The 23,905-nt window shown below is 68.5% G+C and carries 15 protein-coding genes; 7 read left to right on the top strand and 8 right to left on the bottom strand.

Features of this window, described 5'->3' with window-relative positions; translation table 11 throughout:
* The first annotated feature begins 105 nt into the window (after nt 1-105).
* The 4 genes from AC07RV_RS04315 to AC07RV_RS04300 all read left to right on the top strand — a co-directional run bounded on the left by AC07RV_RS04315 (nt 106) and on the right by AC07RV_RS04300 (nt 3,478).
* On the top strand, nt 106-1,053 hold the full coding sequence (locus tag AC07RV_RS04315; RefSeq protein WP_296785522.1) for an alpha/beta fold hydrolase: 948 nt from the start codon (nt 106-108) through the stop codon (nt 1,051-1,053).
* A 34-nt stretch (nt 1,054-1,087) separates the two neighbouring features.
* A complete protein-coding gene (locus tag AC07RV_RS04310) occupies nt 1,088-1,879 on the top strand; it encodes an SDR family NAD(P)-dependent oxidoreductase (protein ID WP_296785518.1) in 792 nt (263 codons plus the stop codon).
* A 265-nt stretch (nt 1,880-2,144) separates the two neighbouring features.
* Entirely contained in the window at nt 2,145-2,918 is a 774-nt protein-coding gene (locus tag AC07RV_RS04305) for a DUF1444 family protein (protein WP_296785515.1), read from the top strand.
* Entirely contained in the window at nt 2,894-3,478 is a 585-nt protein-coding gene (locus AC07RV_RS04300) for a DUF695 domain-containing protein (RefSeq protein WP_444852452.1), read from the top strand. Before AC07RV_RS04305 ends, AC07RV_RS04300 begins: the two co-directional genes overlap by 25 nt.
* A 175-nt stretch (nt 3,479-3,653) precedes the next feature.
* On the opposite strand, the gene AC07RV_RS04295 is transcribed toward AC07RV_RS04300, so the two are convergent.
* From AC07RV_RS04295 to AC07RV_RS04285, 3 genes are all read right to left on the bottom strand, one after another.
* Entirely contained in the window at nt 3,654-4,052 is a 399-nt protein-coding gene (locus AC07RV_RS04295) for a hypothetical protein (protein ID WP_296785509.1), read from the bottom strand.
* A 76-nt stretch (nt 4,053-4,128) separates the two neighbouring features.
* A complete protein-coding gene (locus tag AC07RV_RS04290) occupies nt 4,129-4,485 on the bottom strand; it encodes a hypothetical protein (protein ID WP_093352444.1) in 357 nt (118 codons plus the stop codon).
* 241 nt (nt 4,486-4,726) lie between these two features.
* Nucleotides 4,727-5,380: a hydrolase gene (locus AC07RV_RS04285; protein WP_296785505.1), complete on the bottom strand. Its 654-nt coding sequence runs from the start codon at nt 5,378-5,380 to the stop codon at nt 4,727-4,729.
* 152 nt (nt 5,381-5,532) lie between these two features.
* Here AC07RV_RS04285 and AC07RV_RS04280 point away from each other — a divergent pair, with 152 nt between their 5' ends.
* Nucleotides 5,533-6,414: a LysR family transcriptional regulator gene (locus AC07RV_RS04280; RefSeq protein ID WP_093352438.1), complete on the top strand. Its 882-nt coding sequence runs from the start codon at nt 5,533-5,535 to the stop codon at nt 6,412-6,414.
* Here the strand turns inward: AC07RV_RS04280 and AC07RV_RS04275 are convergent.
* The 5 genes from AC07RV_RS04275 to AC07RV_RS04255 all read right to left on the bottom strand — a co-directional run bounded on the left by AC07RV_RS04275 (nt 6,320) and on the right by AC07RV_RS04255 (nt 22,188).
* A complete protein-coding gene (locus tag AC07RV_RS04275) occupies nt 6,320-7,015 on the bottom strand; it encodes an RNA polymerase sigma factor (RefSeq protein WP_296785477.1) in 696 nt (231 codons plus the stop codon). The two genes, AC07RV_RS04280 and AC07RV_RS04275, sit on opposite strands and share 95 nt — an antisense overlap.
* An 89-nt stretch (nt 7,016-7,104) precedes the next feature.
* Nucleotides 7,105-19,542: a filamentous hemagglutinin family protein gene (locus AC07RV_RS04270; protein ID WP_493196306.1), complete on the bottom strand. Its 12,438-nt coding sequence runs from the start codon at nt 19,540-19,542 to the stop codon at nt 7,105-7,107.
* 321 nt (nt 19,543-19,863) lie between these two features.
* On the bottom strand, nt 19,864-20,880 hold the full coding sequence (locus tag AC07RV_RS04265) for a FecR family protein (RefSeq protein ID WP_296784920.1): 1,017 nt from the start codon (nt 20,878-20,880) through the stop codon (nt 19,864-19,866).
* 79 nt (nt 20,881-20,959) lie between these two features.
* Nucleotides 20,960-21,466, bottom strand: coding sequence for an RNA polymerase sigma factor (locus AC07RV_RS04260; protein WP_296784918.1), 507 nt, complete (start codon nt 21,464-21,466; stop codon nt 20,960-20,962).
* Nucleotides 21,463-22,188, bottom strand: a complete 726-nt coding sequence (locus tag AC07RV_RS04255; protein ID WP_296784915.1) for a TonB C-terminal domain-containing protein — start codon at nt 22,186-22,188, stop codon at nt 21,463-21,465. Before AC07RV_RS04255 ends, AC07RV_RS04260 begins: the two co-directional genes overlap by 4 nt.
* Before the next feature lie 408 nt (nt 22,189-22,596).
* Between AC07RV_RS04255 and AC07RV_RS04250 the strand changes: the two genes are divergently transcribed.
* Entirely contained in the window at nt 22,597-23,346 is a 750-nt protein-coding gene (locus tag AC07RV_RS04250) for an STN domain-containing protein (RefSeq protein WP_296784913.1), read from the top strand.
* 8 nt (nt 23,347-23,354) lie between these two features.
* Nucleotides 23,355-23,903, top strand: coding sequence for an RNA polymerase sigma factor (locus AC07RV_RS04245; protein ID WP_093352433.1), 549 nt, complete (start codon nt 23,355-23,357; stop codon nt 23,901-23,903).
* Nucleotides 23,904-23,905: the final 2 nt, after the last annotated feature.

Below are 23,905 nucleotides of genomic sequence, written 5' to 3'. Positions count from 1 at the left end.
TCATTCATGAAAGCTGAATGAGTAAACCACTTTTGGGGCCTTTCTGGAAGTGAAGCTGAATCATAAATTCGCTTCACCCCAAAACACGGACCGAAAGGCCTAGACATGAACACCACCCATCCCGCCCCCACCCGCCGCGCGCTGATCGCCGGCGCCGCCGCATTCGGCGCCGCGCTGAGCTTCGGCCCCGTGGCGCACGCCGCGCCCGCAGTCGACGCGGTACCAGGCTTTCGCGCAGGCAGCGCCGAGGTGAACGGCACCCGCATCGACTACCGCATCGGCGGCACCGGGCCGGCCATCGTGCTGCTGCACGGCTATGCCGAGACCGGCCACATGTGGAACCCGCTGATGCCGTTGCTGGCCAAGACGCACACCGTGGTCGTGCCCGATCTGCGCGGCGCGGGCAACTCGTCGAAGCCCGAGAGCGGCTACGGCAAGAAGAACATGGCCGTCGACATCCACGAGCTCGTCAAGTCGCTCGGCATCCGCAACGTGAGCATCGTCGGCCACGACATCGGCCTGATGGTGGCCTATGCCTATGCCGCGCAGTTCCCCTCGGAGACCGACAAGGTGGTGCTCATGGACGCCTTCCTGCCCGGCATCGGCCAATGGCAGAACGTCTGGCTGCTGCGCGACCTCTGGCATTTCCATTTCCACGGCGCGACGCCGCTGGCGCTGGTGCACGGACGCGAGCGCATCTACTTCGAGCATTTCTGGAACGACTTCGCGGCCGACCCCAAGCGCTCGGTGCCCGAGGCCGATCGCCGCTTCTATGCCAAGGCCTATGCGCAGCCCGGCGGCATGCGCGCCGGATTCGAATACTTCAAGGCCTTCGAGCAGGACGCGGCCGAGTTCGCCGAACTGGGCAAGACGCCGCTGCCCATGCCGATGCTGGTTCTCTCCGGGGAAAAGGCCGGTGGCACCTTCCTGATCGAACAGGGCAAGATGGTCGCGACCAACGTGCAGGGCGTGATCGTCAAGGGGTCCGGTCACTGGCTGATGGAAGAGGCGCCCGACCAGGTCATTCCCGCGCTGGTCAATTTCCTGGGCTGACACCCGTCCCGTCATCGACACAAGGAGCATCGACATGGATCTACAACTGAAGGGCAAGCTGGCCCTGGTCAGCGGCAGCACCGCCGGCATCGGCTATGCGATCGCGCACACGCTGGCCCGCGAGGGCGCCAGCGTCATCGTCAACGGCCGGTCGCAGGCATCGGTCGACGAGGCGGTGGAGCGCATCCGCTCGGAGACGCAGGGCACGGTCGTCGGCTACGCCGGGGACCTCAGCCAGGCCGAGGCCGCCGAGGAGGTCGTGCGCCGCCATCCCGGCATCGGCATCCTCGTCAACAACCTCGGCATCTTCGAGGCCAAGGCGTTCGAGGACATCCCCGACGAGGACTGGCTGCGCTTCTTCGACGTCAACGTGCTGAGCGGCGTGCGGCTCGCGCGCCTGGTGCTGCCGGAGATGAAGCGGGCGAACTGGGGCAGGATCATCTTCATCTCGAGCGAAAGCGCGGTGCAGATACCGACCGAGATGATCCACTACGGCGTGACGAAGACCGCGCAGCTCGCGGTGTCGCGCGGGCTCGCGGAATCGGTCGCCGGCACGAACATCACTGTGAACAGCGTGCTGCCCGGACCGACGAAATCGCGTGGCGTCGGCGACTTCGTCGAGGGCATGGCGCGCTCGAGCAGCAAGAGCTTCGAGCAGGTCGAGGCGGAGTTCTTCGACCATGTTCGCCCGACCTCGCTGATCAAGCGTTTTGCGTCGCCGCAGGAGGTGGCCTCGCTCGTGGCCTATGTGGCGAGTCCGCTCGCGTCGGCGACCACGGGCGCGGCGCTTCGCGTCGATGGGGGCGTGGTCAAGAGCGCCTTCTGAGTTCGCTGGCGCGGGGCGCTCCTCGAGGCCGTCTTTGGTATCGTGCGGTCGAATCGCGGGGCGGTGTACGCCGCTTGGCGATGCGGGCTCGACACCCGACAACGGGTTCAACGATCGCGAGGAGACGCGCAATGGTGGTGCGGCAGTGGTGAGCGAGCACGCAGCGACACGGCCGCCGATCCGCATCGGGCGCCTTCGGCGTGCGTCGTGGGTGGCCGCGGTGGCGGTGCCGAGCCTGGGCGCCGGCGTTTGCCAGGCGGACGGCTTGACCGACAAGGTCTTGCGGGCACTGCGGAGCGAGGCCCCGGAGATCGGCGTGACCGTCGTGACCGACAACGAATTGAAGATCGCGAGCAAGAGCGCGTCGACGGTCTATCTTTTCAATGTCCGCAAGTCCTGCGAATCCCGTGCCGATCGCTGCGACGAGGAGATTGCGAACTTCGTCCGGGGCGTTGTCTCCGTCGCCTCGGTGGACTCGGCGCAGCGTGCGTTCGTGGGCGAAAAAGTGTTCCCGGTGCTGCGCCGGTCCGGCTTCGGAACACGGGCCACCGAGCGGATCAAGGAGCCCGACAAGCAGCTGGTGGTCATGCCCTTCGCCGAAAGCATCGAAACGCTGTTCGTCGTCGACAGCGAGAAGACGGTTCGGTTCATCAACCTCGAAGACATGGCCAAAGCCGGATTGACGGTGACGACGCTCGCCGAGCTGGCGTCGCGCAACGCCGCGCGCCTGCCCGCGTTGAAGGCCGAGCCCATCAACGGGATGGAGGGCGTCCATTTCATGCCCGCCAACGATGGACTGGGATCGTCGAGGGTCTTCGACCCCGCGCTCTGGACCAGGCTGGAGGCCCTGGCCGGCGGACCCGTGGCCATGGCCGTGCCGACCGGGGACTGGATTTTCTTCACGCGCGCAGACCAGCCCGACCAGGTGGCGAAGTTGCGTGGACTGGTCGCGCGTGTCGTTCGCGGGGAGCCTTATTCGGTGTCCGATGCGGTGTTGGTCAGGGATCGGGGCAGTTGGAAGGCATTGCGCGCGCAATGAGCCCGGAGCCAATCGTTCGAGGCGGCCATTCGACAGCGGCGCTGCCATGTTCAAGGCGCCGTTGGCTGTCGTTCACGCTCGGCGTTGCGGCGGTGCCCTTGCTCCCTGCTCATCTGTGGGCGCAACCTCAGGCGGTCGAGCCGTGGCTGATCGTGGAAGGGGAGACCGATGGCGGGAAACGGCTCGTCGGCAGGATCCTGGATCGAGCGCCTAAGGCCGACGAACTGCGCCGCATGTCGCGTCTGGTGCGCGTGACGGCTGCCTACGGTGGCGAAGACAAGGGGATGCCGAGCGAAACCGAACTCGAGGCCTTGCGTCGGCTGGAGGATGAGCTCTGTCTGGCGCTTGAAGAGGGACACCACTCCAAGCTGGTGATGGCAGAAGCGGGCGATGGGATTCGGCTCTGGCTGATCTACGTCGACGACACGGTCGACATTGCGGCGGCCATGCGCAAGGCGAGTTCGAACAACGAGCGCGTATTCATCTTCTCGACCATCGACGATGCCGGGTGGACCGTTCACCAAGGAAAGCGAATTCGGGTCGAGCGGCGCCGGCTGTGAGGGCACGCTGGATGCGGAAGCGCGGCGTTCGGAACTTCAACCGCGAGCTGCGTTGTGCAGCCAGGCTTCGAGTTCTCGTGCAGCAGCCGCCACGAACCACGCCGCCGTTCGCGCGGCCGCAGGGGTCATAGGGATCGCTCCAGCGCGCGATGGAGGCGTCGATGTCGCTCCCGCTTCAACGCGGCACCTGGGCATCGGCTTCCTTGACCGGGCATGCCGAAGCATTGACGGATTTGCCGGGCGCGATGACACCGCCTTCGTACACGCAACGATGCAGCGGGCGATCGGGCCAGCGTGCTTCGTACCACTGCACGCGGCCAGCGACGTAGTAGGCGGTGATGACCTTCTCCATGGCGGACGGTGCGTTGCCATCGCCGATCCAGCCGTATTGGCAACCGGTGAACGAATTCGGAACCGGCTGGGGATCGACGATGAAGTCGAAGCCGTGCGTGTGGGTGACTTCGGCGCCCGCGCGCGGTGAAGCCCGGGAACAGAGTTCGGCCGCGCTCGCGACCCCTGCGCACAAGGCGGCGGTCGAAACAATCATCGGGATGAACAGCCTGTACAGGCGCATGGGTCGATTCCTTGCATGACGGGTCACGCCGGCCTCATGCATCGGCCGGTGCGCAATTCTCATCCAAGGCCGAGCATCAGACCCGGAACCAGATCTTGAACGTCACGTACAGCGCATACCCCAGCGCGAGAACGAGCCACACCATGTAGAAGACGTTCGACCAGTACTCTCCCGCATGCGTCGCCAGCGCATACACCTGCCCCGAGCAGGCCTTGCCTAGGCACGGCACCTCGCCCCGGATCAGCGCGCGCAAGGTGGAGACGAAGAGATAGCACGCGATGGCGCCCGCCACGAGGAAGCCGACCGGTCCGACGAAGCCCTTGGTGAGTTCGTCGTTCTCGTCGCGATTGCCTTTCTTCAGCAGGCTCTGCCCGAAGCGGTACCAGGCGAATCCCAGCAGGAGCATCAGCGAGTAATAGAGAAAGTCACGCATGGCATCGAAGGGGCGAGGGCGGTCGAAAGCACGGATTCGTCACGAAGCCGTCGCGGCCACGATGTGGCCTTCGCCGCATTTTGCGACAGCCGGCTCCTCGGTTCTCCCGATGCCGTCCGCGCCATTCGGCCTGGCCGCGGTCCATGCGCGAGCGCCCAGGCCCTGCGGGGATGAAGTGGCTCGAGCCGGCGTTCAGCCTTCGCAACGCCTCGACGGAAGCGCTCCATCCCCCCTTTTCCCGTCAGGCCGCCTTGGCAGGCACCGGCGTGTTGAGCAACTGCTGTTCCCAGAGGTATGCGATGCCGCTGCCTCCCGCGTGTTGCATGATCACCTGGGTCAATGCAGCGGCGCTCTCGGTGCGCGCCCAGTCGCGCTGCCATTCCGAGGCGACCGCGAGCCAGGTGAGCATGTTCGCGCCGGCCGCGATCATTCGCTGGATCGCGACCTGGTGCGACTCGACGGAGACGCCGCCGGACGCGTCGGTGACCACGGTGACGTCCCAGCCTTCGCCGAGTGCCTGGATCGTCGGCATCGCGACGCAGACCTCGGTCCACAGACCCGCGATGATCAGTTGCTTGCGGCCCGTGGCCTTGACCACATCGACCACCGCCTTGTCCTGCCAGGTGTTGATGAACGTACGGTCGATGACCTCCTGCCCGGGGAAGACCTCGGTGAGCTGGGGGAAGAGGAGGCCGCCGCGCTCGGCGATCACGCTCGTCAGGATGGTGGGAACGCCGAAGGCCTTGGCGGCCTTCGCGAGGCCGACGGTGTTGTTGATGACCATCTGCGGTTCGTGACTGTTCAGGTTCGCGAGCTGGTAGGGCTGGTGGTCGATCAGGACGAGGACCGAGTCTTCGGGGCGAAGAAGCGAAGAGAGGCCGTTGCGAGAAGTCATTGCTGGTTCCTGTGTTGCCGCTGTCAGCGGGAGGGGTTCTGGACGACGGCACCGCTCGTGGCGATGCCGTCCGCAGGGAGTATTGCGATCCCGCTCTTCACCCGGTAGTACCATTCTTCGGCGAACTGTGTCGCGATTGGAGGAACGCCAGCTTGGACATCGAGGACCTGCGTACATTCGTCGAAGTGGCCAGTGCCGGAGGGGTGTCGCCGGCGGCGGTGCGACTGGGCATCTCCAAGTCGATGGTGAGTCGGCGACTGCTTCGGCTCGAAGCGGAACTGGGTGTTCAACTGCTCGCGCGATCCACGCGCGGCGCGGCGCTCACGGAAGCGGGCAGCACGTTCCGCGACTACGCGGCCAAGGTCTGCGTGGACATCGACACGGCGATGGAGACGATCCTGCCCGCGGGCGAGCTTCGCGGCCGCCTGAGGATCGCGGTGCCATTGAGTTTCGGCCCGACGCACTTCGCGCCCATGCTCGCCGAGATGGCGAAGCGCCATCCCCAGCTCCACATCCAGACCTGCTACAGCGACAGATTCGTCGATCTGATCGCCGAAGGCTTCGACTGCGCGATCCGGGTCGGCTATCTCGAGGACTCCAACCTCATTGCAAGAAGCGTCGGCCCGATCTACGGCAAGCTCGTGGCGAGCCCGAGCTACATCAGCGCGCACGGGTCGCCCGAGACACCGGACGAGCTCGGTGCCCATGAAGCGCTGATGCAGGGCACCGAGGCTTGGCAACTGATGGATGGCGACCGGATCATCACGGTCCGACCGCAGGGACGATTCAAGGCCGACAACGGCACGGCACTGGTCGCCGCCGCGGTGGCAGGCCTCGGGATCGCCTATGTGCCGGACTGGCTCACGCACGAATACGTGGCCGCCGGTGCGCTGGTGCCGGTCATGACGCGTTATCCACCGCCCCCCGCGGGGGCTTACGTCATCCGGCCGCCCGGCCAGCATCCGGCCAGGAAGATACGCGTGTTGACCGAACTGCTGATCGAGCACTGCGAGCGGTTGTCGCATCCCGCGTGAGCTGGGGACAACCCACGCCGGCGGGCGCTTCGGGCGCGCTCCGTTCGGCGCAGTGGCCCAGGGCCTGGCGCAGCGTCGTGTCCACGGTACGCAGCGAGATGCGCAGCCACTCGGCGACGTCTTCGCGCGTTCGTTCCTCGATGCGCAGCGCGACCAGCACGGCGCGATGCCGACGAGGCAAAGCCCGCAAGGCACGGTCCAATGCCAGCACCTCGGAGCGCTGCTCGGCGATCTCGTAGGGGCCGGGCGTGGCGTCCGCCAAGGCGTCCAGGTCGACCTCCTCCATGCTCACCATGCGCCGAGCGCGCGCGCCGCGCAGCCGATCGATCGCCGCGTTGCAGGCGACCCGGTAGACGTAGGCCTGCCGATTGGGCAGCGGCACCGCCAGGCTGCTTTCGCCCAGGCGCAACCATGCGTCGTGCAGGCATTCGCTGGCCATGTCCGCGCAGCCGAACTTGCGCGCCAGCTGGCGTTTCAAGCCGTCGTAGTTCATAACCAGCACGTCGCGCAGCGCGAGGCTGTCGTCGATCCCGGCGAGATCCTCCTGCGCAGCAGGGGCGGCCGCGGGCATCTCCAGGTACTGCACAACGCTCAGGTCCATGACGGATCGATCCTCGGGTTGGGGGACGCGCCATCCCAGGCCTCGCGCGAAGCGAGGCCTGCGAAAGCGCAAACGCGGAGAGAGCGGAGCTATCGATCCCGCTGGAGGCTGCGACGCTCGTCGTCGGTCAGGCGGGCCCATTGCCTGGGGTCGATGTTGTTGCCGAGCCCCACGATCTGGGCGACGCTGGAGGCGTTGTAGGGGCGCGGAACGCCGGACTGCGCGCCTGGACGGGGCAAGCTATCCGCGCCTTTTTCGTCGGGCGCCTCGTTGCCGAAACCGAGCACGCGCACCGTGAACACCGAGGGCAGCGCCTGCCGAGCGGCCGTGCGTTCGCGCTGCACCGTGTCCTGCGCGGCCATCGCGGCCTGCGATGCCGCGGCACTCGCATTGGTCAAGGCGCTCACGTTCACCGACGCGACCACCGGCAACCCGGCCGATTCGCCCTTGACCTGGATGTTGGCCGCGTTCACCACCTGCAGCGCAGCGAGGTTCACGTTGCCCGAAACGCGGATGCCTGCCTCGCCTGCGTCGATCGTGCCCAAGGGCGCGATCAGGTCCACGTCGCCCGGAGGCACTTCGGGAATCGGATCGAGCGTGGCGATGCCGGCGCCCGTGCTCGGCACGTTGGGCGAGAGCTTCACGTTGCCCAGCGTGTCGTACTCGCGCTTGGGCGGCGTGTACACCAGCGTCGTCTTCGAGCCGCGACCCGCGTTGATGTCGCCCTCGGCGGACCAGGCGAGGATGTCGCCGCCGAAGGTGGTCATGATGCGCGACAGGCCCAGCAGGATGCTGCCCTTGCTGTACATGTCGATGCTGCCTTCGCCCTGCGTGAGCAGGCCGGCGGGCACGGCATCGGGCGTGTTGGAAGGCACGACGCCTTCCACGCCGAGAATCGTTTTTCCGCCCGGCGTCAGTATCTGGACATCGCCTCCGGCGATGGTGCGGATGCCCGCATTCTTCGGCGCCCCCTGGAACAGCGTCAGATCGCCGCGGCGGACGATGGCCTGGCCCGCCGCATCCTGTTCGGGGAACAGGGCGGCGATCGCATTGCGTCCGCGCAGATAGCTGCCGAAACGCTTGCTGTCCGGCGCGTTGTATTCGCGGCCGCCGGCGGTGAGTTCGGCATAGAACACCTGCCGCACGAAGATGCGTTGCTGCTCCGGCGCGAGGGCCTGGAAGTAACTCAGTGCATCGAGGGCCGACGCGGCCAGGTAGCCATAGCGATCCTTCAGCCACTGCGCGAGTTCGGCGTCGTAGGTCTTCACGACCTGACCCGGCTGGTCGGCCAGTGGCGCCGACGGATCGATCGCGCGGGCCGGATCCAGATACTGCCGCGCGAAGCCGGCGACGTCGGTCGCGCCCTGTCCCGGCAGCCCCTTGCCCAGGCCGCTTTGCACCACGATGCCGGCACCCGGCCGCAGATCGCCGGGGACCAGCGCGCCCATGCTGGTCAGGCTGGCGATGTTGCCCTGATAGACCTGGCCGCCCGCGGACACTTCGAGTGTGCCGGGGCCGGCGATCGAGAAGTTGGAGAAGATCACGTCGCCCTGCGCCGCGATCATCGAGACGTCGGTGACGGCGTCCTGCACGATCAACCCGCTGCTGTTGACGATGTCGCCGCCGGCCAGCATCCGCAGCGGTTTGGAGGCCTGGTAGAGCGTGGCACTCTGCCCCACGCTCCAGTTGACGTTGATCGCCTGGCCGATCTGGACCTTGATCACATCGCCGGTCAGCGCATAGACATGCGACATCACGCCGCTGCCGGCCATGCTGCTGTCGCTCACCGTGTTCGGCCCGAACATGAACAGCGTGCCGCCCGCGCCCTGGTATGCACCGCCGGAAACAAGGTTGAAGTCGTAGAGGGACAGGCGATCCGATGCCGCATCGAGGCCGCGCCAGTGGTTGGTGCCGACGAGGTTCCGCTGCGGCGTGTCGTCGACGATCTGCCAGGCGGGGTGCCGCGGCGTGCTCATCGCCGCCGCGCTGGTGCCGAGTGGCCCGATGAACGAACCCGACGTCGAGCCGCTGTTGGATTCGTCGCCGCTGACCAGGCCCCTGGCCAGCAGATCCAGGTGGCCGTAGGGGGAGGGCGCCATGAACGCGTTGTCCGTCGAGTAGTAGATGCTGCCGCCGGCAGCCACCATGCTCAGGCTGGCGGGCAAGGTCGACGTGGCGATCAGTCCGATCGTGTCGCCATGGGGGCCGAACGGCGAGGCGTTTCCGCCCGCGGAGAACAGCGCCAGCGCCGTGCGGTCGGTCCACAGCGTGAACCAGCTGGCAGCGGAGCCGCTCGCACCGCCGGCGGATGCCATCGTCTCGGATCGTTCGCCCACGCGTCCTGGATCGATCACCGAGCCCAGCACCAGGTCGCCCAGCGTATCGACGCGCAAGGTGCCGTCGCCCGGCGCGAAGTTCACGGCGCCGCTGCGCACCGAACTGTGGGCGATGTAGGGGTCGGCTGCGCGTGGGTCCTGGTTGTTCGCCGTGGCAAAGCCGCTCAGCAGCAGACCGCCGACGTCCCTTGCCTCCAGTTGGGTGTCGCCGCGCAGGTTGACGTACAGGCCGCCGCTGACGAGACCCCCGGCCTTCACATCCAGCGTGCCGCCGCCGGTCTGCAACAGGGTTCCCGCATCCGTCATCCGGCCGCTGCCGCCGACCGACGCCAGCAGGCCCTTGGTCTCGTCGCCGGCCACGCCGATGTTGCCGCCGACGCGGATCACCGCATTGCCGCCGCCCAGTGCGCCGACCCCGGCGTAGCCGGCCAGGCCCAGCGTCGCGAGCGAGATGCCGCCGTCGAGCACGTAGCTGCCGAAACTCAGTCCCCAGGCGGTGCGTTGGCCCAGTTCGGCGCCGCCCTGGCGCCACAGCCAGTCGCCAACCGACACGGCGCTGGGCGTCAGGTAACCGCGGACGTCGCCCTGTGCCGACAGCGTGAAGTCGCCGCCGTTTTCCGTGAACCACAGGCGTTGCGCACCGAGCGTGTTCTCGTAAGCCGAATTGCCGGCGCTCAGGACGCTGCGGCCGCGTGGATCGGTCGCGTCGGGCACGGTGGCGCGCGCCGCGTTCCAGCCGGATTCGGCGCCGGTGCCGGCCACCGAGGTCCCGGCGGTGTAGACGCCGAACAGCGAGTTCTGTTTGTAGTCGCCGCCGACGTACAGATCCAGATCGCCGGTACCGGTGCGGATCACGCTGAGCGCTTCCGACGGCTGCACTGGACCCTGGCTGCCGGGCGCGGCCTGTGTCGCGGCCAGGTGGAGATCGTCGAGCACCATGTTGCCGCGCCCCGAAAGCTGCGTGCCGGTCTGCAACGAGCGCGTATCGGCGGCAGCCAGGTCCGCGCCGCTCACGAGGCGGATGGACGCCGACAGGCTGCCCGCGGCCAGCATCGGCGCGATGGCCCACATCCGGCCCGGCTCCGGCCGCGAACCGGAGAGCACGATATCCGCGCCGCCGGGGACATCCGAGACGAGCACGGTGCCCGCGGCGACCGTGATGGTGCCGTACAGGAAGCCCGGAATGCTGTCGCCCGGCAGGTAGACGGCGCCGGTGCCGTCCGAGACGGAGCCCGAGACGACGACGGGATAGCCGATACCGGTCATGACGCTGGGGAACAGGTAGTAGGCATCGCCCCAGTCCGGATTGAAGGGCGCGTCGAACGTGACGTCCCGCGTCGTTGCCTGCCCCGTCAGCAGCACCTGCTGCCGGATCTGCCAGCCACCATCGTCGGGCGTGGCGGGCGGCGGCGCGAAGCCGTCGTTGATGCTGCCGTGGATGTTGAGGTCGCCCCCCGCGCGCAATGCCAGCGACATCGGTTCGCCGGCACCGTAGCGGGCCGATGCGGGGTTGCGATCGGCATCGGGGCCGTAGCGGTAACCCGAGAGATCGAGGTCGCCCTTGACCGTGAGATTGCCGTCCGGCGTGCGGCTGTCGATCTCGACGCCGGGGCGCAGGTGGAAGGCCGCTGCGTAAGCCGCGAGTCCGGCGATGCGCGCCTGCAGGCCCGCATTGCCGCGTGCGGCGTTGTCGAAGGCCCGGCTGTCGCTGTCGATGAGGTCGAGGTAGGCCTGGTCGACGATCTGGCCGTCGGCATCGTTCGGGTCGACCGGTGCATTGGTGTAGCGCGCCACGCCGTTGAGCGCGATGCTCTGCGCGCCGCGGATGTTCAGCGGCCCGGCCGCCGAGATGGCGATGTTTCCGCCGGTGGCATTGGCGGGCGCGTCGGGGCCGGTGGCGCTGGGACCGGTGCTGCCCACGCGCGGCGCATCGATCTCGAGGCGGCCGCGCGCCATACCGTCGGGCGAACTCAGGTCGATCGTCACGCCCGTGTCGAGGCTCACCGTTCCGTTGACTGCACGCAGCGACACCTTGGCCCGGTTGGCGGCATCGATCGGCGCACCGTAGCTGTCGGTGGCCAGCCTGCTGGCGTGCGCGTCGAGCACGGCGCGGCCGGTCAGCCTCAGGTCGTTGCTCGCGGCCAGGTCGATCTGCCCGGGCCCTTCGCTCGAAGCGTCGATGGTCCCGTCCACCGTCAGGCTGCCCCCATCGGTGCTGATGCTGACCTGGCGCGCGCGCACACCCGTGCCCACCGTCAGATCGCCCTGCTTCACGACAAAGCGGCGCGCACCGAAGAAGCCCGCATCGTTGAGCTGCCGGTTCAGTGCGGCGAAGTCCGTGTCGGCGAGACGCTGCACGGTCAGACCGAAGCGCCCGTCCGAGAATCCCGCGCCGCCGCCGGTGGCCGCGAGCGTGCCCGCCAGCGTCGCGCTGCCCGCCGCCGCGCTGACGGTGAGCGATCCCGCATCGTTGTGCGCGGCAGAGACATCGATGCGCGAGCCGGCCGACGGCGCGATGCTGCCTCCGGTGCTGGTCATCGTCACATCCCCGCCCCAGCTGTACTTGGTGATGTCGTAGAACGTGACGGCACGGCCCGACAGATCGATCCGCGCATCGTCGCCCAGGCGCACATCGCCGTCGGCCCTCAGCGTGAGCACGCCGCTGGGCAATGCGACTGCCGTGTTCAAGGTGATGCTGCGGCCCTCCAGCGTCAGCGATGCGCCCAGGTCGGCGATGGACGCCGTGTCGGCCGCGCTGGTTCCCGGCAGCGTCGACACGTCGATCGCGCCACCCGCCACATAGCGCATCGCCGCGCCGGCCTCACCGGTCAGCAGCGGCGTGGCGATCGTCAATGCGCCGCCATGCAGCGTGCCATCGGCATCCCGCGACTGCCCCACCGACAGCGCGCCCTTGTTGTTCGCCGTCACGCGTCCGGAGGCATGGATCGCCACCGCGCCGAAGCCCAGCGCCAGCCGGTTGAGCTCCACCTGCCGTTGCGGCTGGCTCATCGCGTCGTAGCCGAACTGCACGGTCTGCGCATCGATGACCAGCGAGCCCCGTCCGGTACCGGGCCCGCCGGGCCGCACCGCCACCGGCGGCACATTGGCATACGGGCTGGTGGTGCGTCCATTGCCGGTCGCGAGACCATTCCAGACGAAATTGCGGGTGGCGATGCGCACGGTGTCGTCCTCCGCGCCCAGGCCATAGAAAGCCGGGGTGTTGAAGACCATCTGCGCCGACGAGTCGCCGGTATCCAGCGTCAGCGAGCCATAGAAGTTGAAGGCGCCGCCGGCCGTCAGGCTCAGGCGCTCGAGTGCCGGCACCCCGGCGGACGACGACGGACGCAGCAGGCGATTCAACGTGTCCTGCGTCAGTTGCCAGCCAGGCTGCAGGCTGCCGGCCGTCTGCGCCGCGGCCAGGCTGGCGGCCGTGCCGATGTTGATCTGGTCCTGCGCCACCGTGAGATAGCGCGCGCCCAGGTTCACGTCGCCCAATGCCAGTCCGCCCGGCGCGGCGAAGGCGATCGTGCCTTCGCTGAGCAACGAGGCGCCGTCGCTGACGACCATCTTGCCGGTGCCCGTCGCGGGCAGGAAATCCAGCCAGCCATTGCTCAACGCGAGCACCGCCGGGCCGTCATTGGCGTACAGGAAGCCCAGGCTGGAATCGATGCTCGGCTGCCCCATACCCCGGGTGTCCAGGACCGCGCCGCCATCGACGTCGACCTGCTGGCCCAGCAGGAAGATCTGGCCGGCGCGCAGGCTGGCGCCGTCGTGAACCCGCACCACGCCGCCCGTTCCGTAGGCGGAGAAGGAAATGCGTGCACCGGCGTCGCCGGTGGATGCGCCGTTGTTGAACACGACGACCCCACCGATCGACAAGGTGCCGGCATTCAACGCGCTGAGGGTGTCGGAAGAAATGGAGATGGCGCCCGCCGTCGGCTGCGCGGCACCGCCGACGATCTCGATCGGCTTGTCGCCCAGCACCGAGACCTGGCCGCGCGTGCCGCCGGCGGCCGCCTCCAGGCGTGCCGTGCCGTCGAACTGCAGCGGCACCACCTCGTCGTTCTGCACGAGCCTGAAGCGCAGTATCTTGCCGTCGGCCGGCAGCATCGGCCGCACATTGCCGAACTGCGCGGCCTGCGCCGCCGCGAAGTCCGCGTAGCCGGTCTCGTTGTACTGCGACAGGTGCCGCACCGTGTCCGCGCTGGTGAGCAGCACCTGGCTCGGCAGGCTGTCGCGGATGCCGGTGTTGGCCGTGGACAGCGTGCCCGACGTGGCCCATGTTCCCGCCGTCGCCAGCGCGCCGGGGACCGGCCCGGTGCCGGCCCGAGCGCTCAGTGGCGGTCCGACTTCGATGCGCCATGCGTTCGGCATCAGTGCGAAGCTCGCCGGCAGCAGCGTGTAGGTGCCGGCCGGCAGGCCCGGCACACCGGCGCCGATCGTGATCTGCCGCCCCAGCGCCGGATCGCCGGCCCCCTTGTCGTCGATCGTCGGCGCATAGCTGGACGCATAGCCTGGAACGATCGCATAGACCGCGTTGCCCGCCTGGCTCTGTCCATGGCTGCGCGGATTGGCATTGGCCAGCGGCGTGGTCAGCACATCCACCGAACCGCCGCGTCCGCTGACGAAGCCCGCGCCGCGCAGCTCGCCACCGCCGGACAGGTCGAGCACCGCGCCCGCCTCGGCCAGCACCGAGCCACCCCCCAGTGCGATGCCTTGCGGCAGCGAGAAGCTTTCGCCGCGCACCGCGCCACCGTCATGGACGAGATAGTCGACCGCATTCACCCCCAACTGGTAGAGCGTGCCATCGGCGCCGCGGTAGCTCACGCCATCGGAGGTCCCGCCATAGGGCATGCTCAGCCCGGCCGCGCTGACCGAGGTCACGCTGCCGTTGCGCAGGATCAGGCGCATGTCCGCCGTGATGTCCGTGCGCAAGGTGGCCGTGGTGATCCAGTTGAGAAAGCCACTGCCCCCGCTGTCGTTCAATGCGATCGAGCCCAGCGGCGCGCGGACGATGCCGCCCTGGTCCAGGGTCGGCGCGATCATCACCAGCCGGCCGAAGACCGAATCGGGCATGGGCGCGGCGTGGCCATTGGAACGAATCACCAGGCTGGCGTCGGGATTCCATGCGGTCCGGCCCGTGTTGTCCGAATAGAAGCCGGCCAGCAGCATGCCGCGCTGGTTGCTGACGGGATAGAGCTGGGCCGCCTCGATCGACAGATCGAGCGGCACCACGAAGGCCGCCTCCCTGTTGAAGCGGATGTCGCCATCGCTTCGCAGCGTCACGCTGGCGAAGCCGTCCGCCGTGAAGGCCACGGTGGAACTGGGATTGTTGGGGTTCGGCGGCGCCGCGATCGTCGTGCCGTCGCCATGGGTGCCGGAAACTCCGCTCTGCACCGTGCCGAAGATATCGATCAGGTCCGCCGTGAGCGTCAGCGCGCTGGCGCCAGCGGGCTTTTCCGCGGGTCGAGCCGTCGCGATGCCCGGGGTGTAGTAGTTCGGTGTCCCGGTCCAGTTGCCACCATCGAGCCGGATGGTCGGCGCGGCCAGCCGCACCTGCGCATCCGGGGTCTGCGCGGCCACGGTCAGGAAGCCGTTGCGCAGATTCAGGCTGCGGCCCAGCGACAGGTCGATGTCGCCGTCGAAGACGAACAGATCGCGGGCCGACAGCGTCAGCGCATCGAAGCCGCCCGCCTGCACCTGGTCCACGCCGAGCACCGCCGTGCCGACCTTCAGCGTGGGATCGCTCACGCCGGGGCGCAGCTCGGCCGGCAGATCGTTGCCGGGACGCTGCTGCACCAGCGTGATGTTGTGCATCGTCTGGAAATCCATCGAGATGGCTTCGCTGTTCGCGGAGTAGTTCCGATTGGCCATCTCCAGCGTGAGCGAGCCGCCGGCCGCGCCGGCACCGCCCGCACGCGCCGACAGGCTGCCGTCGATCGCCATGCCCATATAGGAATGCAGACCGATGCTGCCGCCGTTTCCGGCCAGGGCCAGCGGTTGCGAAGCCTGGCGGGCCGACCCGCCGGCCGCGCCATCGACTTCGGCGAACGCACCCGATGCGTCCAGCACCGCGCCCGGACGAATCACCACGAACGCGTCCGACAGTCCGATGTCGATCGTGCCGCCGTCGGGCGCGATACCGTAGGCGCGCCCCTCGATGTCGTACGCCACATGGGGGCGCGCGGCCGCATCCAGCACCGCATGCTCGCCGATCCAGATCGAACGCGACGGCGATGCCCGATAGGCCAGCGGCCCCGGCAGCGAGGCGATCGAGATGCTTCCGCCCCAGGCGTCGAGGCGGCCATCGACCGTCACCTGCCCGCCATTGCTCCACAGCGCGATGTCCTGGCCGGGATCGACGCCGATCCGCGCGCCGGTGCCGACGATCAACGATGCATTCGTGCCGGCACTCGCCACCCGGGACCCGGCGTCCAGCGCGATGCCGGCACCGCCGCGCTGCGTCAGCGTCGCATGCACCGCATCCTCGAGATAGAGCGGCGGCGTCCAGGTCGCAAGGCGGTCGCTCAGCCTGGCACCGGTGGGCAGTGCGCGCACGGCATCCAGATCGGGCCACAGCACGGGCATCTTCACATCGACCTGCGTGCCCGGCAGCACCGTGATGCCGTCGTTGGCGGACACGAGGTAGTGGGCAAAGCCGCTCTGGAACAACGACGATGACAACTGCGCCGTGGCGCCAACCCCGGCAGCCCGCGGCAGCACGGCACCGGCGGACAGCATCGATCCGGCAGGCAGCGTGAGCGCCGCGCCCAGTACCGTGCCCGCCTGCAGGTACTGCGGCGTCGGATAGATCGGCACGCCGTCCGGAAACACGTCCGGCGGAATGGTGGCGCCAACGCCCAGCTTCAGGCTCAGCAGTGCGGTTCCCGCGGGGATGCGCGTGCCTTCCAGATAGGCGGCGCGCGCATCGGTAACGATCGATCCCGGTGGCACCACCCATTCGGCCTGCGTCACCACGGCCGCGCCGTTCTGCAAGTACGACAGCACGGGAGCGTCCGTCACCGTGTAGCCGGCGGGTCGCTTGGAGATGGTGACGACCACGTCCATCGGCACGCGCTCGCCAGCGGCAAGCTTGTAGTCCTGCAGCAGTCTCAGGTTGGCCGGCGCGGCCTGGCCGGCCTGCAGCAGTCCGGGCGTGTCGAGCAAGGCGCCGCCGATGCCGACGGCCGCGCCCGACTGCACGTGGAGCGTGCCGCCGCCGTCGACGCCATAGCCTCGCAGCGCCCCCTCCAGCGTCAGCAACGCCGCTCCCGGCGTCGCGCCGAGGTCGGTCACATACGCCGCCGCCAGCGTGATGTCCCCGCCGGTTCCGCCGCGCAGCGCGCCGGTGGACAGCAGCGCCGCGCCCGAGGACACGTCGATCGCGCTGCCTTGCGACAGCGTGACGGCACCGGTGTCGCGGATCGATACGCTGCCGCCGTCCACATGGGGCAGTCCGGTGGCATCGTCGGGGTCGCCTTGCAGGTTGCTCCAGAGGCCGCTCGCATCGAGCGTCACGCCGCGGGCCACCGTGACTTGCGGTGCATCCTGCCCGGACGGCGTCGGCAGCGCCACGTCGAGCGTCTTGCCCGAGGCGGTGATCGAGGTCTGCACATTGCCCAGGGCGATGTGGCCGCTGCGCGCGGTCAGGTCGGCGTTGACGCGAACCTGCGGTGCGTACAGCGCGATCGTGCCGCCCGGCGTCACCGTCAATGCACCATCGACCGTCAGGCTCTGCTTCGCGGCGGCCAGCATGGCGCCCAGCCCGAAACCATCCAGCAGCGAGCTGTCGACGCGCGCCTTGCCCTGCAGTTCCTCCGGCAGCGGCGCGCTCGCGTTGCCGTCCTGCAGCGTGTCCGTCACCTGCTTGCCACCCGTGCCGAACACGATCTCGTTCATGGTCGGTGCGAGGTTGTGGAACACGCCGGTCGGACCGTTCTTCGCATCGGTGTTGAAGGCGCTGGTGTAGCTGCCGAGGATCAGTTGCGCGGCGAGCGCCGCGGCATCATGCGATTGGCCGTACCCATCCATTCCGTCATCGCGCTTGATCGTTTGCCGCGGGCCCTGGTACACGTTCGATGTGATGTCGCCCTCGAGCACGGCCGCTCCGGTCGAGACGATCAACTGCCCCGCATCGCGGCCCACCGTATAGCCGTTCTCGAGCCGCTGCTGCGGCCCGATCAGCGGGTTGTAGAAGAAGCCCGTGGTCTTGTCGCCCCAGCGCTTGTGCGCGTCCTCGTAGCCCTTGTAGAGGCCCGTGTACTGCACATCGGCGGGCGCGCTCGAGACTTCGTAGAGCCGGCCATCGGCCCCCTTGATCCAGCTCTGTTTGATCATCCCGGTCTGCACGTCCAGCGTGCCGCCCGAGAGGTTGATGTTCGAACCCGCCTGCGCGACCAGTTCGTTGCCCGCGAACACCACGCTGCCGCCCTGCGCGCCCCACTCGCCCACCGTGTGGCCCTGCAGGCCCAGGTAGCCGCCGACCTCGAGCAGGCCGCCCGGCGTGTACCAGCGCTCCTTGTCGTAGCCGCCCACGCCGGCCGCCACGCGCAGCAGCTTGCGCCGGTCGATCCACACATTGCTGTTGTTGAGCAACGTGGTGTCGCGGTTCAGCGGGGCGTCGCGCTGTTCGTTGCCCTGGATGTTGATTTCGACGTTGTTCGAGGACATCGCGACCTGTACGCCCACGGCGCCCGAGACATCGAGGCGCGCGCCATTGGCCACCGTGCTGCGGCCATTGCTCGCGGCCACCGCGATCTGCCCACCGGTGGCCAGCGTGGTCGATCCGCCTTCGAACACCACGCCGCCGCCCGAGACGATCTCGATGCGCGACTGGTCGCGGCGGTCGTCGAGGCGTGCGAGATTGTCGAAGCCGCCCGAGGCCGCGGTGCGGCGCGCCAGGTCCTGCACGGCGGAGTCGGCGATCAACGCGTCGCGCTGGCTGTCCAGTGCCGTGCGGCCGTTCTGGTCGTCGAGCAGGATGGCATTGAGACCGCGTGACGTGACGGTGACGCTGCCGAGCTTGTCGCTCGCCGAGTTCAGCAGATGGATCGTGCCGCGCGTGTCCACCGTCGTCGTTGACACGGCCACGCCGTCCTGCATCACCTTGCGGCCCGCGAGCGTGATGTCGCCTTCGGGCGCCTGCAGCAGGCCGGTGTTCGTCACCGCGCCCGCCGCGCTGTCGGCATTGAACTGCGGCGCGACCTCGTTGCCGCGCGTGGTCGCGTACTGGTTGCCCGTGGTGCTCTGGCCGGGCCGCACGATGAAGAAGTCGCCGGCTGCCATCTGCACCTGGCCGCGCGGCGTGGTGATGGTGCCGGCGTTGCTGACCTCCTTGCCGAGCAGCAGCGCATAGCCACCGCCTTGCGTGACGGTCGTCGGCACCGCGGTGTTGATGCGCGCACCGGCCTGCACCTCGACCTTGCCGTTGGCATCGGTGAAGCTCGGCGTGTAGGCCCCGCTCTCCTGCGCGCTGTAGATGCCGCGCGCCTTGAACTGGTCATCGCCGATCCTGGCGGCGGCCGCCACGAGGTTGCGCGTGTCCGTCTGGCTGCTGCCGCTGAACACGATGCCGTTGCGGTTCGCGATCAGCACCGTGCCATCGGCCTTGATCTGGCCCTGGATCTGTGACGGTCTCGCCTGTGGGTCGTTGACGCGGTTGAGCACGGCCCAGTCGGCCTGCTGCTTGAAATCGACCGTGGTGCGCTTGCCGACGTTGAAGGTCTCCCAGTTGAGGATCGCGCGGTCGCCGGTCTGCTGGATGGTGACCGTGGTGCGGCCATCGGTGCCTTGCGATTGCACGGGCGCTTGGGCATTGAGCCAGCCCGCGGTCAACGAATTGGTGTCGACACGAAGACCACCGTTCGCGAGGCCGTCGGGCACCGACGAAGGATCGTCCAGCGCCGCCTGACGTGCCGCAGCCTGTGCAGCCTGCTGCGCCGCAATGCTCTGTGCTGCGAGATTCAGATTGCCGAGCGAACGCTGCAACTGCTCGCGCGCCTGCTGCTGTTGCGCACTCGGCGTGTTGAGCGAGGACACCGGCAGGCCATTGGGCAAGCGCCCGGTGGCGATCGCCTGTCCCTGCGCGATGTTCTTCTGCGCCATCCAGCCGGCACTGAATGCGCGTTGCTGCGCATGCGCCGCACCCGCCGCGCCGATCGCAGCCAGCATCAGCGTGATGACCCGTGCCACCGGTGCCATCCTGAATACCGAAACCTCCCCGCCCGCCCTGTGGTCCTTCGCGCCGCGCTGCCGTGTGCTCATTGAAATGCCCGCTGATAGGTTGTGTCGATATCAAGCGGCCGTCCGACTCCTGCCGGCCAGCCAAGTCCATGTCCATTCACGCGGTACTGCGACGGGTCGCGAGCAGTGCGCAAATCTTCTGTGGGACTAAGACAAATGGCAGCCAACGAGTCCGCAAACTTTTTTTGTTTTCTTTTTGAAGCGATGCGCTGCCCCAACGCGCATCGAACAGGAGAGCCCCTCGCGGATGACGCGACGCGATGGTGTCCGTCAGCTCAGAACGTACAGGCCACCCGGCAGGGAACGGGCTTTCAGGTCATAGGTGCGCTGCAGCAGCGACAGGGCCTCGCTCAAGGAGGCAATGTAGAAACTGCCGCTCACGGGCATGTCGCGCACCGATCCATTCATCAGCAGCACGCGGCCAGGGCGGTAGCGGTTGATCTCGGCGATCACTTCCGCCAGCCGGGTGTTGTTGAACACCAGTTCCCCCTTTCGCCAAGCCGATGCCTGCGCGGGATCGACGGTGCTCGCAAGGCCCAGCGTGCCGCCGTCATAGATCAGCTGTTGATGGGCGACCAGGCGGCGTTCCCCGAGTGGATGCTCCACGCGGGCCGATCCCTCGATGCAGGTCACGCAGATCTTCCCTTCCAGGTTTCGCACCTCGAAGCGTCCGTCCTCGGCGAGGCTGCGACCGGGCCCGGCCACGACCGCGAAAGGCCGGCCGCCCGAGGCGGTCGCAGGCCTGTCGATGTCGACGGCCGCCTCTCCGCTCAACAGCTCGATCCCCGTGGTCTCGCCGCCCGCGCCCTGACGGCGGATGCGGGTCTGCGTGTTCAACGTCACCTTGACCCGAGGGGCCAACTCGAGCGCCTGCTGCTCGCCGGTCGCGGTACGGTAGTCCGCCCCCCATTCGCCGGCGGCCGGCCAGAGGCCGGCCGGTGGATACACCAGGGCAACGCCCGCCACCGCCGCCGCGCCGGTCGCAGCGGCCAGGAAGGCGCGGCGGTTTCGCAGATCGCGCGAGCGTTCTTGCTTGCCTCGCTCACGCGCGGCAACGGCATCGGGCATGCGACGCAGCGCGGCGCCGGCCACGGGCTTGAGCGTCGCCCACTGCTGCTTGGCGGCCCGAAAGGCGCTCTCGTGCGCCGGGCTCGCGTGCAACCAGCGTTCGAAACCTTCGACATCCCAGGCCTTGGCATCGCCGGACGTGAGCAGGCGCAGCCACACCCAAGCCTGCTGAAAGGGCTCGTCGGACGGACTCGCTCGATGGTCGGCACTGATCTTCATGGCGCTACCTCAGGGGCTCGCACGCCCGGGGCTGCATTCACCAAGACAAATGGCGCGGCATCGGTCCGCAAACTTTTTTTCATCGGCGTGACATCCGGGCCGTCAATTGATCGTGCGCGTGCTTCAGTTCATATTCGACCGTGCGCTTGGAGCATCCCATGCGCTGGGCCGCCTCCTCCTGGGTCACGCCTTCCCAGTGCACCAGGATGAAGATATCCCGGCGGCGCGCGGGCATGCGCTCCACCCACTGGATCAGGATCTCCATTTCCTCGCGCGATTCGGCGGTCTGCGCCGGACCGGGTGCCGGATCGGACAGGTCCGCCAGCGCGTCGATCTCCTCGATCGACACCGAGCGGCTCTGCCGCCGCTGGACGTTCACCGCCAGGTTGATGGCCATGCGCACCAGATAGCTGCCCGGACTCTGGATCGATCCCTCCACCTCGTGGGTCTTCAGGCGCAGCCAGGCATCGTGCAGTGCATCGCTGGCCAGGTCGTTGTTGCCGACCAGCCGGGCAATGCGCTGCTTGAGCGTGCCGTAGTGCTTGGTGAGGTAACCGATCAGGAGCAGGCGGGCTTCTTCGCTCATGGCCGCAGCGATCCGGCAGCGCACGGCGTTTCATCGGCGTGGCCCTCGTCGGGTGGCGCGATCAGCAGGGTCACCGGCTGTGGCAGCCCGGACGGCGGAGGACCGCCCACGCGCACCCCCTGCAGAACCGTCAGCACCGCGGCGTCCCGCGGTGCGTCGCCGGTGGAGCTCAGCAGGCGCGGTTGCCGGATCTGCCCGGCGGCATCCAAGCGAAAGCGCATCAGCGAGCGATAGCTGCCTGGCCTGGTCCGGGCGTCGGCACACAGGGCCTCGAGCACGCGGGCCTGGATCTCGCCCGGATAGCCGGACAGGTCGTTCAGGCGGGCGCGCGGAGCGACGGACGAGGGATCGAGCGCCATCAGCACGAAGCCGGCACGTGGACCGGCGTCGGCCCTCTCGGCCGTGAGGCCGGTGCCCTCGAGCAGCAGAAACAGGGCGGCCGCCGCCGAGTAGCGGCCCTGCACGGCGGCTGCCGAACGGCCGTCGACCAGGTCGCTGCGAAAGAGCGTGGGTTGCCGCGTCAGCGACGCATAGAGGCGCAGTGCATCGGCGAGCGGCTGGGCAGGAAGATCGAATTCGAAGCGCTCCGCGGCAAGCTCGGGGTCGGCCGCGGCGAGTCGCACCGCGCGCATATCGGCCGGCCATGCCGACTGCATGACCAAGGCGAGCAGCGCCGCCTGCATCGTACGAACGCCGGTCGAGCCGGCCACGCGCAGGAACATGCGGCTCAGCCAGCGAGTCCGGATCGGCCGCGCACGGGCTTTCCGCCGCAGCAGTGCCGTGTTCGCCGCAGTTGCGATGGGAAGGCTCGAGACCGATTCGACACGATGCAGACGCCGTGGGGGAACCCGGCATGGTGCGACGACTGCGTGACAGGGCTGTTGCAACGCGTGCTGCATCGGCTTGCGCGGACAGGGGCTGAACGACCGGAAGAGCCGGCGTCGTTGTCGCCGTTCTGTCACGTACATGTAAACAAATCGAACTAGCCTCCTCGACAACTTGCTGAGCGGTCTGCCTCGGGCACTTTCATTTCAACTTCCGGACGTGTGCGATAGCAGATGACAGCTAACCCGGCATCGGTCAGTGTGCTGGCACTGACAGGGTGCCTGCTGTGGGGCTGCCTCGCGTTCATGGGCACGCTGCTGGTGGCTTCGGAGGCCCGGGCGCAGGTGCCGGCGGCAGCCGATGGCGTAGCCGTGAATCCCATCCCTTTCGACATTGCCGCCCAGGACCTGGGCAGCGCGCTCAACGCCTACAGCCGCCTGACCGGCCTCGCCGTGATGATCGACAGCGCGGACGCGAAGCGCCAGGCCGGCGCGGTGCAGGGCAGCTTCGGCGCGGACGAGGCGCTGCGGCAACTGCTCGCGGGAACGGGGCTGCGCGCGCGCCATGCCGATGCGCAGTCCGTCGTGATCTCTGCGGCGGACGATCCGGCGCCGGCCACCACGGTGCCGCCGGTTGCGACGACGGGAGGCCCCGACATCCCGGGCGTCACCGGCAGGAACCCCGACTTCATGGCTTACATCGCGCGGGTGCAGCAGAGCCTGCGCGATGCGCTGTGCGCGTCGCCGCAGACCCGGCCCGGTCCGTACCGGCTGGCGTTGCAGCTTCGCCTCGATGCGCGTGGCATGGTCGAGCGCTTCCGGCTGCTCGACACGACAGGACAGGCAACGCGCGACGCGGCGATCGCCCGGGTGCTGCGGCGCATGGCCGTGGGTGCGCCGCCGCCCGCCGCGATGGCGCAGCCGGTCTCGATCCTGTTGCTGCCCGAAGGGCCCTCGGCGCGCCCGCAATGCCCGTCCGTCATCGAGGGCGAAGGGGAGGGCGCGGCCCTGACCGCCGCGCGCACGCCGGACGCGTTCCGGATCGTCGGGCCCTGAGCCACGCCATGCCGGACTCGCTTCGTTCCACGCTGCGCCTGCGCCTGACCGCGCGCTATGCGGAGCTGCGCCGCAGCCTGGAGCGCATCGTGGGCTCGCGCGACGATGCCGCCGATGCGCTGCAGGAGACCTGGGTGCGGCTCGAGGCGACGGCCACGGCGGGCTCGGTGCGCAATGCCGATGCCTACCTGCTGCGCATGGCCGCCAACATCGCGATCGACACGCACCGCCACAACAACGTGCTGCTGACCGATGGCGACGTGGAGGCGCTGATGAACATCGCCGACGAGGTGGGCGATCCGCTGCGCACGGTCGCGGCGCGCAGCGAGCTCGCCACGCTCGATGAAGTCCTGGCGGAGATGCCGCCGCGGCGCCGCGCGATCCTGATCGCGGCGCGCATGGACGGGCTGCTCAACACGGAGATCGCCGAGCGCTTCGGGATCTCCGAGAGCTCGGTGGAAAAGGAGCTGCGCCACGCCATGCGCCATTGCCGCGAGCGCATGGCGCAGTCCGATGCGGTCGAGCGTTCGAACGTCGCGGGCCGTCGGAGATACTGATG

It is taken from the genome of Variovorax sp. GW821-FHT09B01, from assembly GCF_059418345.1.
This window is presented reverse-complemented; position numbering and strand designations above follow the sequence as displayed.